The organism is Neptunomonas phycophila (genome assembly GCF_001922575.1).
Classification (GTDB): domain Bacteria; phylum Pseudomonadota; class Gammaproteobacteria; order Pseudomonadales; family Balneatricaceae; genus Neptunomonas; species Neptunomonas phycophila.
The window spans coordinates 766,524-783,204 of record NZ_MRCI01000001.1 but is presented as its reverse complement, the minus strand read 5'-3'; the positions used below and the strand labels follow the sequence as shown (position 1 = coordinate 783,204).

Genomic DNA, 16,681 nt, shown 5'->3' with positions numbered 1-16,681 from the left:
ATCGCCAAATTGTAACAAATACCCAGTTTTGCAACAACTAAGTACCCGCTCAATCGGCGTTATCTACATTGCTATCAATTAATCAGCTTGACGACGAAGGTACGTCGGAATATCCAAAAGATCGACATCTTTATCCGTTGCTTTCGTCACTGTCCGTTTCTCACCTGGCTCAAGTAGAGCCTCTTGTTTTTGACGACGAAGTACAGAAGGAAGTTCAATTTGTTCTTTAGGCTGCCCATCAATACGCTGACTATTTTGATGGTTATCTGGCTTTACCGGTTCAGCACGTTTATCAAAACCTGTTGCTACAACGGTCACGACAAAATCATCAACCATATCAGGATCAATCACGGTGCCAATAACGATAGTCGCGTCATCCGATGCATACTCTTCTACGATATTACCGACTTCAGTAAACTCACCTAAGCTTAGATCCATACCGGCTGTGATATTAACCAAAATACCGCTCGCCCCTTTCAAATCAACATCTTCTAGCAAAGGACTGTTGATCGCCGCTTCGGCCGCTTTAGTGGCGCGATCTTCACCGCGGGACTTACCAGTCCCCATCATCGCCATACCCATTTCAGACATCACGGTGCGCACGTCTGCAAAGTCGACGTTGATCATACCCGGGCGGATAATTAAGTCGGCGATACCTTGAACAGCGCCTCGTAACACATCATTCGCGGTATTAAACGCGTTAAGCAAGCTGCAATTACGCCCCATAACCTGCATGAGTTTTTCGTTAGGAATAATGATGAGAGAATCAACGTGCTCACGCAGTTCTTTAATACCTTCCAACGCAATTTTCATGCGCTTCTTGCCTTCAAACGGGAAAGGCTTGGTAACAACAGCAACTGTCAGTATACCCAAATCACGCGCAACAGACGCTACAATGGGAGCGGCACCAGTACCTGTACCACCGCCCATACCGGCCGTGATAAACACCATATCAGCGCCTTTTAGCATTTCTGCAATACGTTCACGATCTTCAATTGCAGCTTGACGACCTATATCTGGGTTCGCGCCTGCCCCCAAGCCTTTGGTCGTTTCACCACCTAACTGAATTACTGTATGCGCTGACATATTCACTAATGCTTGTGCATCCGTATTGGCGCACATAAAGTCCACACCATCCAGCTCACTCTTGACCATGTGCTCGACGGCGTTACCGCCACCACCACCCACACCGATCACTTTGATCACTGCACTCTGTGGAACACTATCTAATAGGTTAAACATAATACTCTCCTGTCGGGTTCCACGCCTTTAACTGCATTCCGGCGATCTTATCCGAATCCTTTCACCAAAGTCCTAAAAATTACCTTTTAACCAGTCTTTACACCGGCTCAATAAACCCGGCCCTTCCCTTTTCGGTTTAGGCGGCTTTACTTTTCGTTCTTTAATTTCTTGCTTTTGCACAGGCTGTTTTTCAGCAACAATGCGCTCCTCACTACGCATAGGAACATGCGCTGTCGTCGCACTGCGGCCTACATGGCCACCCTGCGCCGCATAATGCAACAACCCCATCCCTGTAGAGAAAATAGGGTTTTGCAAAATATCGTCCATACCTCTAACACCTTGTGGCATGGCTAAGCGAACGGGCATATGAAAAATTTCTTCTGCAAGCTCTACTACGCCTTCCATCTTTGCTGTTCCGCCGGTTAACACAACACCTGCCGGAATCAAATCTTCAAACCCACTGCGACGCAGCTCACTTTGCACCAATGTAAACAGCTCGTCATAACGCGGCTCTACCACCTCAGCTAACGCTTGGCGCGATAAATCACGTGGAGGCCGATCTCCGACACTTGGCACTTTGATAGTTTCATCTGCATTAGCTAATTGCGCCAATGCACAGGCGTACTTAATTTTTAATTGATCCGCATGCTGCGTAGGTGTGCGCAACGCCATAGCAATGTCGTTTGTGACCTGATCACCAGCAATCGGGATTACGCCTGTATGGCGAATAGACCCACCTGTAAAAACGGCAATATCCGTTGTGCCACCACCGATATCCACCATGCACACGCCCAGATCTTTTTCATCTTCTGTGAGCACGGCATAACTTGAGGCTAACTGTTCAAGTACAACGCCATCGACTTCCAAACCACAGCGACGGACACACTTTTCAATATTCTGTATGGCATTGGTTGCGCCAGTCACCAAATGCACTTTGGCTTCTAACCGAACCCCAGACATACCTAACGGTTCTTTAATTCCCTCTTGATGATCAATTAAATACTCTTGAGGAAGAATATGAAGAATTTTTTGATCGGCGGGGATAGCAACAGCACTAGCAGCGTCAATAACACGCTCTAAATCATGTTCGGTTACCTCTCGGTCTCGCACAGCCACGATTCCGTGAGAGTTCATACTACTAATATGGCTACCAGCAATACCGACTGTAACGGAATGGATTTTACACCCAGCCATTAGCTCCGCCTCTTCGACGGCACGCTGAATTGAGCTGACAGTTGACTCGATATTAACGACAACCCCACGCTTCAGACCACGAGAAGGGTGCGAGCCTATTCCTACTACTTCAACCTGCTCGTCTGGTAAAACCTTCGCAACCAAGCACACAACCTTTGATGTGCCTATGTCCAGTGCGACGATCATATTTTCTTCTGCCATTAAATTAGCCTGCCTTTGCCTTATCGTCCTGTGTGCGCCATGTAACCGCTGCACCATTGGTGTATCGAATATCAACTCGTTCTATATCAGCTGCTCTCGCGGCTAATTGCTGATCGTAAATTTGTAAAAAGCGCTTAAGACGATCACGTAGATGTTCACGCCCAACAATAACTTCAATACCGTTATTTAATTCCAGCGTCCAAGCACCTCGCGCTTCCATGGTTAACCCAACCATGCGTACATCGGCTTCCTGAAACAACACACTCAAATTGTGATATTGCTCCATCAAATACTGTGTTTCTGTTGCTGGTCCTTTTAGGACGGGTAAATCCTTATATTCGCCGCCTTTCTCGGGCCAGAAAATGTCTCCTTGATGATTCAACAATCCCTTATCTCCCCAACGGGCAACAGGAATTTGCTCATCAATAACGACCTCGATAGCAGGAGGCCATTCCCGACGAACCTGAGCCGCATGTACCCAAGGCTCTTCCAATAATTTTTCGCGAAGTTGGCTGATATCTAAATGAATCAATGGCGCATTGATCCCAGCAGCCAACTTAGTGGCGACTTCCGTTTTATTGAGATACTTAGTATCTCCCAGTACCCGAACCTCCGACACAGGCTGGTCTAGCCAGCTAATAAACCGCTGATAGCCAGAGGCCATTGCCGCACAAAAAACAAATGCCGCCGTTAAAATAATAATAGGGCGCCAATACCAATCTGGCTCAGAAGCCGCAACCATCTCTTCGTCAGACACCTGCACCTTAGGCAGGTCTTTCTGGTCGAAGACTTTGAGCTTTTGTAAGCCAGTTGACATCCCTTACGCCTCACTCACAATTTCAACAACCAATTGCTCGAAGCTAATTCCGGCTTCTTTAGCCGCCATTGGGACCAAACTATGATCCGTCATACCCGGTGCAGTATTCACCTCTAGCAGATAAAACTGGCCCTCAGCATCTTGCATGACGTCAACCCGTGCCCAATCTTTGCAGCCTAGCGCTTTAAAGGCTTTTTCTGACAACGTGTGCAGATCTTCTTGTTGTTCAGCACTTAATTCATTATCAAACATGTAACGCGTATCGTTCGCTTGGTACTTCGCATCAAAGTCGTAGAAATCATGCGGCGTTTCTAAACGAATGGCGGGTAATGCTTTATTGTTAAGAACAGCAACGGTAAATTCTGAGCCTGTTATCCACTGTTCTGCAATGACACAACTGTCATACTGACAAGCATCTTCCCATGCTGCTGTGAGCTCTGCACGATTACGCACTTTGTGCATACCTATGCTAGAACCCTCATGAGCGGGTTTGATCATCATTGGATAATCTAGTTCCACTTCACAACGGTTTAAATCGTCATCTGTTTCCAGAACAACGAACGGCGGTGTCGGTAAATTAGCGCCAACAAACAATTGCTTACTGCGTAACTTATCCATCCCTATGGCCGAAGCTGACACGCCACTACCGGTGTATGGTAAATTCATCATCTCTAGCAGGCCTTGCAAAGTACCATCTTCACCACCGCGACCATGCAAAATCAAAAACACACGATCAATCTTGTGTTCACTGAGTTGTGCGATAGGGTTAAGCGCCCCATCAGGGCCAAAAAGATCAATACCAAATGCGTCAACACCCGCACGCAGTAATGCTTGCAAAACAGCTTCACCACTTTTTAAAGACACAGGACGCTCTGCCGAATTACCTCCATATACGACGGCTACTCGACCGAGTGCTAGGGCTTGTTCCTCAGAGACTCGATAGCTCATGGCTTATCTCCTGTTAAATCTATGTCCGCTAACTGGTGGGCCAACGCAGTAATGTTACCTGCCCCTTGCGTCAGCAAGATATCACCTGGTTGTAACAAATTACTGATAACGCTAGGCACTTCCTCTGGCGTTTTAACATACACAGGATCAAGATTGCCGCGCTGACGAATACTGCGGCATAAACTCTTACTATCAGCCCCAGCAATTGGCTCCTCACCAGCCGCGTATACCTCCATTAACAACAAGGTATCTACTTCGGATAACACTTTTACAAAGTCTTCATACAGATCGCGCGTTCGGGTATAACGGTGCGGTTGGTAAATCATAACTAAACGTTTCTCAGGCCAACCTGCCTTAACCGCTTTGATAACCGCTTCTACTTCACGAGGGTGATGCCCATAGTCATCCACCAGCATCGCGGCGCCTCCGTTCACTGGGATATCACCCAACACTTGGAAACGTCGACCCACACCGGCAAATTTTTCCAGCGCCACACAAATAGCCGTATCGTCAATACCTTCATCGGTTGCAACGGCAATAGTCGCCAAGGCATTTAGCACATTGTGAACACCTGGCATATTGACCGTAATCGCCAAGTCTGGCTTACCATCGGGACGCTTAGCCGTAAAATGAGTATGCATTCCGTTTTGACGAATATCGACGGCACGATAGTCCGCCGCCTCGTTCAGCCCATAGGTTAAAATAGGACGGCTAATATCAGGCAGAATTTCACACACCACCGGATCATCAGTACACAGAACTGCCAAGCCGTAAAATGGCAAATTATGCAAAAATTCGATGAAAGTACGCTTTAAAACATTAAAATCGCCGCCATAAGTATCCATGTGATCTGCATCGATATTCGTCACAATCGATACCATTGGCTGCAAGTGCAAGAAAGAAGCATCGCTTTCATCCGCCTCTGCGATCAGATAGCGGCTAGCCCCCATGCGAGCATTTGTTCCGGCACTGTTTAAGCGACCACCAATTACAAAAGTCGGATCGCGATCACCTTCTGCAAAAACCGAAGCCAACAAACTCGTTGTCGTGGTTTTACCATGAGTGCCGGCAACAGCAACCCCATGACGATAGCGCATCAACTCGGCTAACATTTCCGCCCGACGTACAACTGGGATACGCTGCTCACGTGCTGCTTTTACCTCTGGGTTTTCATCATTAACCGCACTGGAGATAACCACCACATCAGCGCCGTCGATATTCGATTCTGCATGCCCAATATGAATAGTGGCTCCCATTTCAACAAGGCGATCCGTAGTTGCTGATGCGCGTATATCTGAGCCAAGTATTTGATAGCCTTGGTTACATAAAACTTCAGCTATCCCGCACATGCCCACACCGCCTATACCCACGAAATGGATAGTGCGGATTCGGCGCATTTCAGGAACTTCGTACACCGTAGGTGCGCGGTCTTTACTACTCATTTCATCATCTCCAGACATATATCAGCAACACGCTGACTCGCCGCAGGCTTACCCACTGCACGCGCTTTTTTAGCCATATCTAACAAGCAATCTCTGCCTGTATTCTCAGTTAACCGTTTTATAATATCGTCGACTGTTAAGTCTCGTTGTTGGATTATGGTGGCTGCGCCAACTGACTCTAAATACTGTGCATTCGCCGTTTGGTGATCATCAACAGCAAATGGAAATGGCACTAGCAACGAAGGCACCCCGGCAATCGCTAACTCGCTCACTGTCAGTGCTCCTGATCGGCAAATCACAATATCTGCCCACCCGTAAGCTTCATCCATGCGCTCGATAAACGCATCGACTCTCCCTTCTAAACCGTGTTCTTGATATAACGCACGTGTGCCATCAATATGCTGTTTACCGGTTTGGTGCCACACATCAGGTCGCGACTCCGCGGGTATGGCCGCTAGGGCCGCCGGGATGATTTCATTGATCGCTTTTGCCCCTAAACTGCCACCAACAACCAACAACCGGATCGGCCCAGTGCGCTTATCAAAACGCTCTTGTGGGGGAGCTAAACTCAGGATATCACCACGAACAGGATTACCGGTTTGCTCTACATTAGCCCGCTGCCCAAAAGCACCAGAAAAAGCCTCTAACACTCGATTTGCTATTTTGGCCGATATTTTATTTGTCATACCCGCCGTTGCATTCTGCTCATGGATCACTAAAGGAATACCCAATAGCTTCGCCGCTACAGCGCCAGGCCCAGACGCGAAGCCTCCCATACCCAACACCACATTAGGCTTCACCTTTTTTACAACATGATAAGCCTGCGCCACCGCTTTAATGAGTCTAAACGGAGCAAGTAAAATACTGAGACGGCCTTTGCCACGAACGCCCTGTACGTCGATGGTATGCAAGGGAATATCAGCATTAGGGACAACACGGGATTCAATACCTCGCTGAGTCCCCATCCAATGAACGGCAACACCCTGAGCGCGCAAACAGTCAGCCGTCGCTAGAGCAGGAAAAACATGCCCACCCGTTCCTCCGGCCATAATGAGTGCTGTTTTAGTTTGGCTCATGAGAAACTTCCTTCGGCAAAGTCTTTTTTAGCAGGCCCTGAATTACGTGGAGCCTCCTTATCCTGATCTACGGTGTTAGCAGGTTTCACCTTTTTTTGAGGGCTTTTTACTGCCAAAACAGTCGTTTTATCAAAGGCTCCTTCAGCAAAGCGCATGCGCTTTAACTCCACGTCTATGCGCAAGACTAAGGCAATCATAGCCGTACATACTAACAAGCTACTACCACCATAACTTAGCAAGGGCAGAGTCAAACCTTTAGTCGGCAATGCGCCCACATTAACACCAATATTGATCAACGCTTGACCCGCCAAAATAAAGCCAAATCCATAAGCCACATAGCCCATAAAAAACTGGCGTTGCTTTTCAGCTTGTCGCCCAATAAGGAAAATGCGTGTAATGAGAATGGCATACAGAATTACCACGGCTATGGCCCCTATAAAGCCAAGTTCCTCCGCTAATACCGAATAAACAAAGTCGGTGTGTGCTTCGGGCAAGTAAAAGAGCTTTTGCACACTATTACCTAAGCCTTCACCAAACCAATCGCCACGCCCAAAAGCAATTTGAGCTTGTGATAATTGGTAGCCAGCGCCAAATGGGTCTGCCCACGGATCTTGAAAGGACTTTAGTCGAGCCATACGGTAAGGCTGAATTACCCCCATCAGACCAACAAAGCCCACGGCACTCACTAAAATGAGAATGAATTGGCCAAACTTCATGCCACTTAAAAAAATCATTCCCATCACGCAGCCCATCAAAACAACCGCTGCGCCATAGTCGGGCTCAAGCAATAGCAATGACACAAAGAAAGCCAGTGGCAAACCCGGCTTTACAACACCTTTCCAACTGGTTCGGACCTCAGCTAAACGGCGTACAAGATAACCACCGAGATAGATAACCATGCAAAATTTAGCAATTTCAGACGCCTGCAAGTTCAGCGGTCCAGCACTAATCCATCGACGGCTACCATTAACTTCGCGGCCAATGCCAGGAATAAGCACAACCACCAGCAGTAAAAAGCCAGCCAATAGCAGATAAGGCCCCGAGCGCTGCCACAAAGATAACGGTATTTTATAGGTGATTACCGCACCAATAATGGATAGCAAAATAAAGATGCCATGACGCTGCGAAAAGAAAAATGCTCCACCAAACTTTTGCGCCGCCACATCCATCGAAGCCGAAGTAATCATGACAAAGCCCGTCAACACTAAAGCGACTGCCGTTGCTAACAACCACGGATCAAACGGCATAACAGCATCGCCCGGCAAAGAAAACCAGCGCGGTATACTTTGCATAGAAGCATTCTGTAACGGTGGCGTTTGCTTTACCTGGCTATTCACAAAGCCTCCACAGCGGCAACAAACACATTGCCACGTTCTACATAGTTCTTAAACATATCGATGCTGGCACACGCTGGGGACAACAAAACTAGATCACCCTCCTGTGCTTTGGAAACGGCCAATTCAACGGCTTGCTCTAATGTATTAGTGATATCACTAGGACAATCCGATAAGGTTGATTGGATAACAGAGGCATCTTGGCCAATTAAAACGAGATGGCGCACATAACGGGTAACGGGAGCCAACAAATCATTAAAGGCAGCCCCCTTTCCATCGCCCCCAGCAATAAGAACAATACGCTGACCTTCGGCTAAATCAGGCCCTAAGCCGTCTAGTGCAGCAACTGTAGCGCCTACATTCGTGCCTTTGGAATCGTTGTAAAAAGTCAGCCCCGCTTTTTCAGCAACCCACTGGCAACGATGCTCAAGCCCACCAAAAGTACGTAGTGTTGCTAACATGGCATCCATTGGAATATGCACAAGATGCCCTAAAGCAAGAGCCGCCAGTGCATTAGCCACATTGTGGCGACCCGGCATGCGAATATCAGATACAGGCATTAAGTTATCTTGCGCTAGGGCTAGATACTCAATGCCCGCCTCTTCGCGTAAACCAAACACACGAAAATCGGGCGCGCCTAATCTAAAGCCCCACGGCTTCATCCCCATGGGCAATAAAGGATGAGTAAGTGGATCATCTTTATTTTCAACGGCAAATTTACAGCCCCGATAAACGCGGTGCTTAGCGCGGTAATACGATTGCATATCAGGATAACGATCCATGTGATCAGGGCTAACATTGAGCACTGTGGCAACTTCTGCCCGCAAATCATGAGTCGTTTCTAATTGAAAGCTGGATAGCTCCAGTACATACAGCTGCTTTTCCCCTTCAGAAAGCATCTCTAGCACCGGAGTACCCAGGTTACCTCCTACGCCCACTGATAGACCGGCCGTTTCGGCCATAGCGCCAACCAATGTCGTCACTGTACTTTTAGCGTTAGATCCTGTGATTGCTATAATTGGCGCGTTTACTTCCCGGCAAAACAAATCGATATCGCCTATCAGCTGCACGCCATTTTCGATTGCAGCCACGATAGCCGGCGTACTTTGTGCCACGCCCGGACTTAACACGATTTCAGAAGCCGAAGATAAGAAAGCGGCATCCAATGCGCCTAAACGAATATCAACGTCAGCAAACTCTTCACGGACAAGGTCTATTGACGGCGGGTTTTCACGAGTATCAGCGATCGCAAAACGAATGCCCTTACGTTGTAAATAACGCGCACAAGACAGCCCGGTTTTACCTAAACCGATAACAATGGTGAGCTGATCAGATGCTATTAACGACATATTCGTTTCCTGTTATCGAATCTTGAGCGTGGCCAAACCGACCAAGACCAAAACCACAGTGATAATCCAAAAGCGCACAATTACACGAGGCTCTGGCCAGCCTTTTAATTCAAAATGATGATGAATAGGTGCCATTCGGAAAATGCGACGTCCCGTGAGCTTATAAGACGCTACCTGCAAAATAACGGACACGGTTTCCATAACAAACACACCACCCATAATAACAAGCACCAACTCTTGGCGAACAATCACGGCCACCGTACCCAGCGCCGCCCCAAGAGCAAGAGCACCAACGTCTCCCATGAAAACTTGTGCTGGGTAAGTGTTAAACCACAAGAAGCCTAAACCGGCTCCCACAATAGCGCCGCAAAAAATAATAAGCTCACCCGACCCTTGGATATAAGGGATCAACAGATAGTCAGCGAAGCGAATATTACCGCTCAAGTACGCGAATATAGCTAACGCCCCAGCCACCATCACAGTTGGCATGATGGCTAAACCATCCAAACCGTCCGTCAAATTCACAGCATTGGAAGTACCCACTATCACGAAGTAGGTGAACACAACAAAGAAGATACCCATATCCAAAGCCACATCTTTGAATATAGGTACGATCAATTGTGTTTCTGCAGGGCTTTGTGCCGTAAAGTACAAAAACAAGGCTGCCCCTAAACCACCAACAGATTGCCAAAAATATTTCCAACGAGCCGGTAAACCACGCGAGTTTTTCTCAACCACTTTGCGCCAATCATCTACCCAGCCAACAGCACCAAAAATAAAGGTCACGATGAGAACAACCCATACGTAGCGGTTATTCAAATCTGCCCACAACAAGGTACTCACACCGATTGACAACAGAATCAACGCACCACCCATCGTAGGCGTGCCAGCTTTACTCAGGTGAGATTGAGGCCCGTCATCACGTACCGACTGCCCAATCTGCTTCGTCTTAAGAAAATCAATTAAGCGAGGTCCGATAAACAATGACATGCCCAAGGCGGTTAACACGCCCATAATGCCGCGCAAGGTTAAGTATTGAAAAACCGAAACCGCTGAAAAATACTGCGACAGGTAATCGGCCAAAATCAGTAACATCTATTTATCTCCAACGGTCAAACCCGCAACGACTGACTCCATTCCTGCACTTCGGGAGCCTTTAACTAATATTTTAAGATCACTATGCAACAAAGGCTCCATAGCTTTCAGTAAACTGTCCTTATCCGCGAAGTGAGCTACAAGCTCACCTCCCGACGTTTGATACCCCTGTACCGCCTCTTTACACAAATCCCCTACCGCGAAAAATCGATCTATTTTCTGTTCAGCCGCGTATTGACCTAATGCGTAATGGATAGATTCGGCATCAACACCGAGCTCACCCAAATCCCCTAAAATAAGCATGCGTTCACCCGGTAGCTCTGCCAAAGTATCAATAGCCGCCATCACAGAGCCTTGATTAGCGTTATAGGTGTCATCAATCACTAACGCCCCCGCCAAACCCGCCACTGTACACAATCGTCCCTTAACCGCCTTGAAACGTGACAAGCCATCGGCAACCACATCTAGCGAAAAACCAGCAGCTAACATTAGCGCAGAGACCGCCGCTGCATTGGCAATATTATGTGCACCTAATACCTGCAAAGTAACCGTAGCGCTCGCTGCACCATGCACAATATCAAACGCGAAACAGCCATTTAGCTGACGGCTTACATGGCGCACATACAAATCAGCTTTTTCATGCTTTACACTAAAACTAATCCGAGGTTTATCGCCAATACGTGCAAGCCACTGCTTGGCCGCCGCATCATCCAGATTGACAACCGCCGTGCCCACCGAAGATAGCCCATCATAGATCTCACCTTTAGCGTCGATAACCCCTTGTAAAGAGCCAAACCCTTCCAAGTGCGCTGCCATTGCATTATTAACAATGGCAATATGCGGGTGAGCTAATGCAACTGAATAAGCTATTTCACCGGCACCACTGGCACCCATTTCGATCACAGCATACTCATGCTCAGGCGACAGCCTAAGCAAAGTTAATGGAACACCAATATCGTTATTCAGGTTTCCCAAGGTAGCGAGCGTATTACCACAACTAGCCAATACGGTTGCCAACATCTCTTTTACCGTTGTTTTTCCACTGCTACCGGTAATAGCAAAGAGCAATCCTGTAAAAAACGAGCGATTATATTCAGCTAGCTTCCCTAAAGCGATACGCGTATCGCTTACAATAAGCTGAGGCACATCAACGGGCAGTTCTCGTTCTACCAGTAAAGCAGAAGCTCCAGCATCGATAGCCTGCTCAACAAAGTCATGCGCATCGAAACGCTCACCTTTTAAGGCAATGAATAAATCTCCAGATTTCACAGCGCGTGTATCGGTTGTAACACCCGTAATACAATTTATGTCGCGCTCGCAAGGAGCTAAGCGCGCATCAAGAGGCGCTAACAGTTCATTTAGCGAAAACTCAGGCTTCATCATAATTGCGATTCCTCTACTAACTGTTTCGCTAACTCGCGGTCACTAAACACAAGCTTCTTGCCCATCACTTCTTGGTAATCTTCGTGACCTTTACCAGCGACTAGCACCCAATCGTCATCATTCGCATGGGCATATGCATACTCAATCGCCGCCCTACGGTCTTCAAAAACTACCGCTGCGCCGGGCGAACTTAGACCATCGACGATCATGCTGATAATAGTCAGTGGGTCTTCAGTTCGGGGGTTATCGCTTGTAATGACGAGTTGATCAGCATGTAACTCTGCAATAGTCGCCATTTCAGACCGCTTACCTGTATCGCGATCACCACCGCAACCAAACACAACCCATAACTTACCGGAGCAATGCTCACGACAAGCCGCTAAAGCCTTTTCCAAAGCATCCGGCGTATGAGCATAATCCACCACCACAACAGTACCGCGCGAAGCAATATAAGACTCCATTCGCCCCGGCACCGCTGTGACACAAGACATAACCGTTGCAATCGCCTCCCCCTTCCAATCAAGGCGACATAAAACAGCAACGGTTAGTAAAAGGTTGGCGACATTGAAGCCACCTACGACAGAAGAAGAAAACGAAATAGTATCCAAAGCGGGGTAAGAGACATCCACGCTTAAACGTATACCGGCTGATGAGAGTTCACTAACACCAGGCAATACATCCGCTTTGTTATTGCCTATCGCACTATAGCCGCAGCAATCTATACCCTGATCTTTCAGGCGCTGATATAACTGCTGACCAAACGCATCATCCAAATTAACAACACGCTGCTTAACCGAATAGTCAGTAAACAATCGCGCTTTAGCTTCGCCATATGCGACCATCGTTTTGTGATAATCCAAATGATCACGGCTCAAGTTTGTAAACGCGGCTACAGCAAACTCAACTCCAGCAATGCGCCCTTGATCCAACGCATGGGAGCTCACCTCCATAACAACAGCATTAGCCCCTTGAGCGACATAACCCGCCAATAGCTCATGCACTTTAACCACATCTGGTGTGGTATGTGTTGCTGGCGACAACTGGCCTACAAATCCATTGCCAACCGTACCAATCAGAGCTGTTTTCTGACCTAAATGAGTTAACGCCTGCGCCAAATAATGGGCGCATGATGTTTTACCGTTTGTTCCCGTAATACCAATAACGCGCAACTGCTGGCTAGGGTTCCCAAACCACGTACTGATTATTTCACCCGCACGTTGCTGCAAGTTTTCAACCACAACAACTGGAATTGAAAAAGCACAGACATCCAGACCAGAAGACGATGCAGTATCAAGCAAAGCTGCTACGGCACCCTGCTGGGCAGCTTGCTCTATAAAATCAGCACCACGATGGGAAACCCCGTCGCGCGCGATGAACAGGTCGCCCTCTCTGACTTGACGGCTATCAACACACACTCCCTTTACAAGGCAAGATGCCGCACCATTATCTGGGGCGGCAATACCAAGTTCTGTTAGTGAGCGAGGTGTTAATGTCGTCATTTCATCACCACCGTCGTACTCGGTTTTTCGGGCCACTGATCAGGAGCCACATTCAACATACGCAAAGCATTGCCTGCCACCCGAGAGAAAACCGGCGCGGCTACCTCACCGCCATAATATTCTTGACCTCTGGGATTATTCACCATCACAGCAATAACTAAGCGAGGATCCGAAATAGGCACTACGCCTGAAAAAACCGAAATATACTGATCACCTGAATAGCCACCGTTCATCGCTTTATGAACCGTTCCAGTTTTCCCGGCCACACGATAACCATAAACAGCCGCTCGACGCCCTGTACCTATAGGACTAATCACGGTTTCCATCATTTCGAGAACAGAATGCGCTACGTCAGCCGGCATAACACGCTTACCCGTAGCAGGCTCATCTAACTTCAATAAGCTAACCGGAAGTGCGACACCATCATTCGCTAACGGAATATAAGACTGAGCAAGCTGTAACGGCGTAACTGACAGGCCGTACCCATAAGACATGGTGGCACGTTCAACAACACGTTTTTCAGGGTAATAAGGCAAACTACCAGCTCGTTCGCCAGGGAACCCGCTACCGGTTGCCTGCCCAAGCCCTACATTTTCATATAAATTACGTACCGCATCCGCATGCATACTCAGCGCAAGCTTCGTAATACCCACGTTGCTAGATTTTGTAATAATCCCTGTTAAATCCAGCTTTCCGTAATCACGGTGATCACGAATAGTCCGCCCTTTAACGCGGATATAACCCGGCGTCGTATCAACAACGCTGTCTACCGTATACTGGCCAGACATTAACGCTGCGGCGATAGTTAACGGCTTGACTGTAGAACCGGGCTCAAACAGATCGGTTACGGCACGGTTTCGCAACCCTTTAGGGTCAAGATGCGAACGATCATTTGGGTTGTACGACGGCTGATTAACCATCGCCAATACTTCGCCCGTACGCGCATCCAACACCACGGCCGATGCAGAATCAGCATGATGCGATTGCACCACCGCTTTTAGCTCTCGATAAGCCATGTATTGCAGGTGCAAATCGATGCTTAATTGAACATCACGCCCCGGCTTAGCTTCATCCAAAGATTTAATATGCTTAATAGTGCGGCCCAAGCGATCTTGCATGACTAACTTTTTGCCAGGATGGCCTGTTAATGCTCGCTCGTATGCTAGTTCCATCCCTTCTTGGCCACTGCCATCAATGCCCGTAAAGCCCACCAAATGCGTAGTTACCTCGCCCGCTGGGTAATAGCGTTTATACTCACGATCAACATGAATACCACCAATATTGAGCTGATCGATTTGTTCCGCTAATTCAGGAGTGACTTGACGTTTAAGGTAAATGAATTGCTTGGTTTGATGGTTCTCTAGACGAGACACTAACTCTTGACGCTTCACACCCAACAAAACGGCCAAACGGTCCAACTCGGGAGCGAAGCGATCCGTACGCGATGGATTGGCCCAAATAGTAGCCACAGGAGCACTTACCGCTAGCGGCTCGCCATTGCGATCCGTGATTAGACCACGGTGCGCAGGTGTAAGCGTTGTACGTAATGAGCGCGCATCCCCTTGACGTTGTAAAAATGCCTGGTCAAGCGTGTAAAGCGAAACGAGCTTCGAAACAATGCCAGCCGCTACAACTAACAACAAAACGAAGATAAGAATAAGCCGCCAGCTGCGGCCCGCTGACTGTACGATACGATCTTGGTTACTATCGCTCATATTGCACAATCTCTATCATATTAGTTTCAGGCGACATCATAGCTAGCTGTTTAGACGCAACCCGCTCAACACGGTTATTAGCACCTAATGCACTTTCCTCTAGCAACAATTGCCCCCACTCCACTTGAAACTCATCCCACTGAGTAACCAAAACCTGCTGACGATTAAATAAATCTCGGTATTCAAAAGCCGAATAAATCACACTCAAAGCACTGGCAGTAATAGCAATAACAAGCACTACAGAAATACAAATTGGACGCGCAAGCTCTTCACCCGTCATTAAACGAGTCATTTCTGGCGCCTTTGCTTTTTTCAGCTTGGCCGCCTTTTTGGGAGCCGGCGCTGCATCAGGCTGCTTTTGTTTTCGCTTAAACCACACGACTTTTACAATTCCCTTACTTTAATTTAGTGGCCACACGCATCACGGCACTGCGTGAACGAGGGTTTTCTTCAACTTCCGCTGTTGACGCTTTAGACATTTTTCCTTCAGCTTTAAGACGCTGATCCAACATATCCTGTGTAAAAGGAATTCCCCGCGGCAGATGCTCATCACCCTTTACATATTTGCGAATAAAGCGCTTAACTATGCGATCTTCTAGTGAATGAAAACTAATAATGACCAATCGCCCGCCCACTTTTAAAGAATCTAATGCGCTGTCTAAACAGCGCTCTAAATCCTCTAATTCACGGTTGACATGAATACGAATAGCTTGAAAGGCGCGAGTAGCAGGATGCTTACCTTTTTCCCAGGAAGGGTTAGCCTCGGAAATGATTTTAGCTAAGCGAGCCGTCGTTTCGATTGGAGCTATTTCGCGTTCTTTAACGATAGCTTTCGCCATACGACGACCAAACTTATCTTCTCCGTAGGTGAAAATAACATCTGCTATTTCGGCCTCGCTGGCATGACTTAACCATTGCGCAGCACTTTCGCCTTGCGTTGTGTCCATGCGCATATCAAGAGGGCCGTCATGCTGAAAGCTAAATCCTCGCATAGGATCATCTAACTGCGGTGAGCTAACACCTAAGTCCAAAAGAACGCCGTCAACTTTCTCAAAAAAACCGCGTTCTGTAACAAATTCCCCTAATTGCGCAAACGACCCATGAGCAATATCAAAACGTGGTTCATCCGCAAACCGCTTACCGGCATGCGCTATTGCTTCTAAATCTTTATCGATCGCCATTAAGCGACCTTTACCTGATAGCTGCTCCAACACAAGAGCCGAGTGACCACCACGACCAAAGGTACCATCCACATAAAAGCCATCTGGATTTTGCACCAGAGCCTGCACCGCCTCATTTAACATGACGGTTATGTGCTGAAAGGTTTCGCCGTTCTCGTTACTCACTCGCTTGTCCTGTTTTGGCACCCCGAAACGGGCATGCATC

The 16,681-nt window shown here is 47.7% G+C and carries 14 protein-coding genes; all 14 read right to left on the bottom strand.

Translation table 11 applies throughout. The features are described from left to right. Window positions 1-78: 78 nt before the first annotated feature. Entirely contained in the window at window positions 79-1,242 is a 1,164-nt protein-coding gene (ftsZ, locus tag BS617_RS03575; protein ID WP_075171529.1) for a cell division protein FtsZ, read from the bottom strand. Window positions 1,243-1,314: 72 nt separating this feature from the next. Next, window positions 1,315-2,637, bottom strand: a complete 1,323-nt coding sequence (ftsA, locus tag BS617_RS03570; RefSeq protein ID WP_075171528.1) for a cell division protein FtsA — start codon at window positions 2,635-2,637, stop codon at window positions 1,315-1,317. 4 nt (window positions 2,638-2,641) lie between these two features. Beyond that, window positions 2,642-3,454 carry a cell division protein FtsQ/DivIB gene (locus BS617_RS03565; RefSeq protein WP_249263568.1) on the bottom strand — a complete coding sequence of 271 codons (813 nt, stop codon included), beginning with the start codon at window positions 3,452-3,454 and terminating at the stop codon, window positions 2,642-2,644. A gap of 3 nt (window positions 3,455-3,457) precedes the next feature. Beyond that, the gene (locus BS617_RS03560; RefSeq protein WP_075171527.1) at window positions 3,458-4,402 is read right to left on the bottom strand and encodes a D-alanine--D-alanine ligase; all 945 of its coding nucleotides are present in this window, start codon (window positions 4,400-4,402) and stop codon (window positions 3,458-3,460) included. Beyond that, complete coding sequence (murC, locus tag BS617_RS03555; RefSeq protein ID WP_075171526.1) at window positions 4,399-5,844, bottom strand: UDP-N-acetylmuramate--L-alanine ligase; 1,446 nt, start codon at window positions 5,842-5,844, stop codon at window positions 4,399-4,401. Before murC ends, BS617_RS03560 begins: the two co-directional genes overlap by 4 nt. Further along, complete coding sequence (gene murG / locus BS617_RS03550) at window positions 5,841-6,920, bottom strand: undecaprenyldiphospho-muramoylpentapeptide beta-N-acetylglucosaminyltransferase (protein ID WP_075171525.1); 1,080 nt, start codon at window positions 6,918-6,920, stop codon at window positions 5,841-5,843. The genes murC and murG overlap by 4 nt, the downstream gene beginning before the upstream one ends. Further along, window positions 6,917-8,257, bottom strand: a complete 1,341-nt coding sequence (ftsW, locus tag BS617_RS03545; RefSeq protein WP_428977870.1) for a putative lipid II flippase FtsW — start codon at window positions 8,255-8,257, stop codon at window positions 6,917-6,919. The genes murG and ftsW overlap by 4 nt, the downstream gene beginning before the upstream one ends. Beyond that, window positions 8,254-9,603 carry a UDP-N-acetylmuramoyl-L-alanine--D-glutamate ligase gene (gene murD / locus BS617_RS03540; protein WP_075171524.1) on the bottom strand — a complete coding sequence of 450 codons (1,350 nt, stop codon included), beginning with the start codon at window positions 9,601-9,603 and terminating at the stop codon, window positions 8,254-8,256. Before murD ends, ftsW begins: the two co-directional genes overlap by 4 nt. A 12-nt stretch (window positions 9,604-9,615) precedes the next feature. Then, window positions 9,616-10,698: a phospho-N-acetylmuramoyl-pentapeptide-transferase gene (mraY, locus tag BS617_RS03535; protein WP_075171523.1), complete on the bottom strand. Its 1,083-nt coding sequence runs from the start codon at window positions 10,696-10,698 to the stop codon at window positions 9,616-9,618. Continuing rightward, window positions 10,699-12,081 carry a UDP-N-acetylmuramoyl-tripeptide--D-alanyl-D-alanine ligase gene (locus BS617_RS03530; protein ID WP_249263567.1) on the bottom strand — a complete coding sequence of 461 codons (1,383 nt, stop codon included), beginning with the start codon at window positions 12,079-12,081 and terminating at the stop codon, window positions 10,699-10,701. It lies immediately after the preceding gene. After that, complete coding sequence (locus BS617_RS03525) at window positions 12,078-13,616, bottom strand: UDP-N-acetylmuramoyl-L-alanyl-D-glutamate--2,6-diaminopimelate ligase (RefSeq protein WP_249263566.1); 1,539 nt, start codon at window positions 13,614-13,616, stop codon at window positions 12,078-12,080. Before BS617_RS03525 ends, BS617_RS03530 begins: the two co-directional genes overlap by 4 nt. Further along, complete coding sequence (locus BS617_RS03520; protein ID WP_075171521.1) at window positions 13,577-15,295, bottom strand: peptidoglycan D,D-transpeptidase FtsI family protein; 1,719 nt, start codon at window positions 15,293-15,295, stop codon at window positions 13,577-13,579. The genes BS617_RS03525 and BS617_RS03520 overlap by 40 nt, the downstream gene beginning before the upstream one ends. Further along, window positions 15,285-15,674 (bottom strand): cell division protein FtsL, encoded by a 390-nt coding sequence (gene ftsL / locus BS617_RS03515; protein ID WP_249263565.1) that lies wholly within the window; start codon window positions 15,672-15,674, stop codon window positions 15,285-15,287. The genes BS617_RS03520 and ftsL overlap by 11 nt, the downstream gene beginning before the upstream one ends. Window positions 15,675-15,690: 16 nt before the next feature. Beyond that, the gene (gene rsmH / locus BS617_RS03510; protein ID WP_075171520.1) at window positions 15,691-16,680 is read right to left on the bottom strand and encodes a 16S rRNA (cytosine(1402)-N(4))-methyltransferase RsmH; all 990 of its coding nucleotides are present in this window, start codon (window positions 16,678-16,680) and stop codon (window positions 15,691-15,693) included. Window position 16,681: the final 1 nt, after the last annotated feature.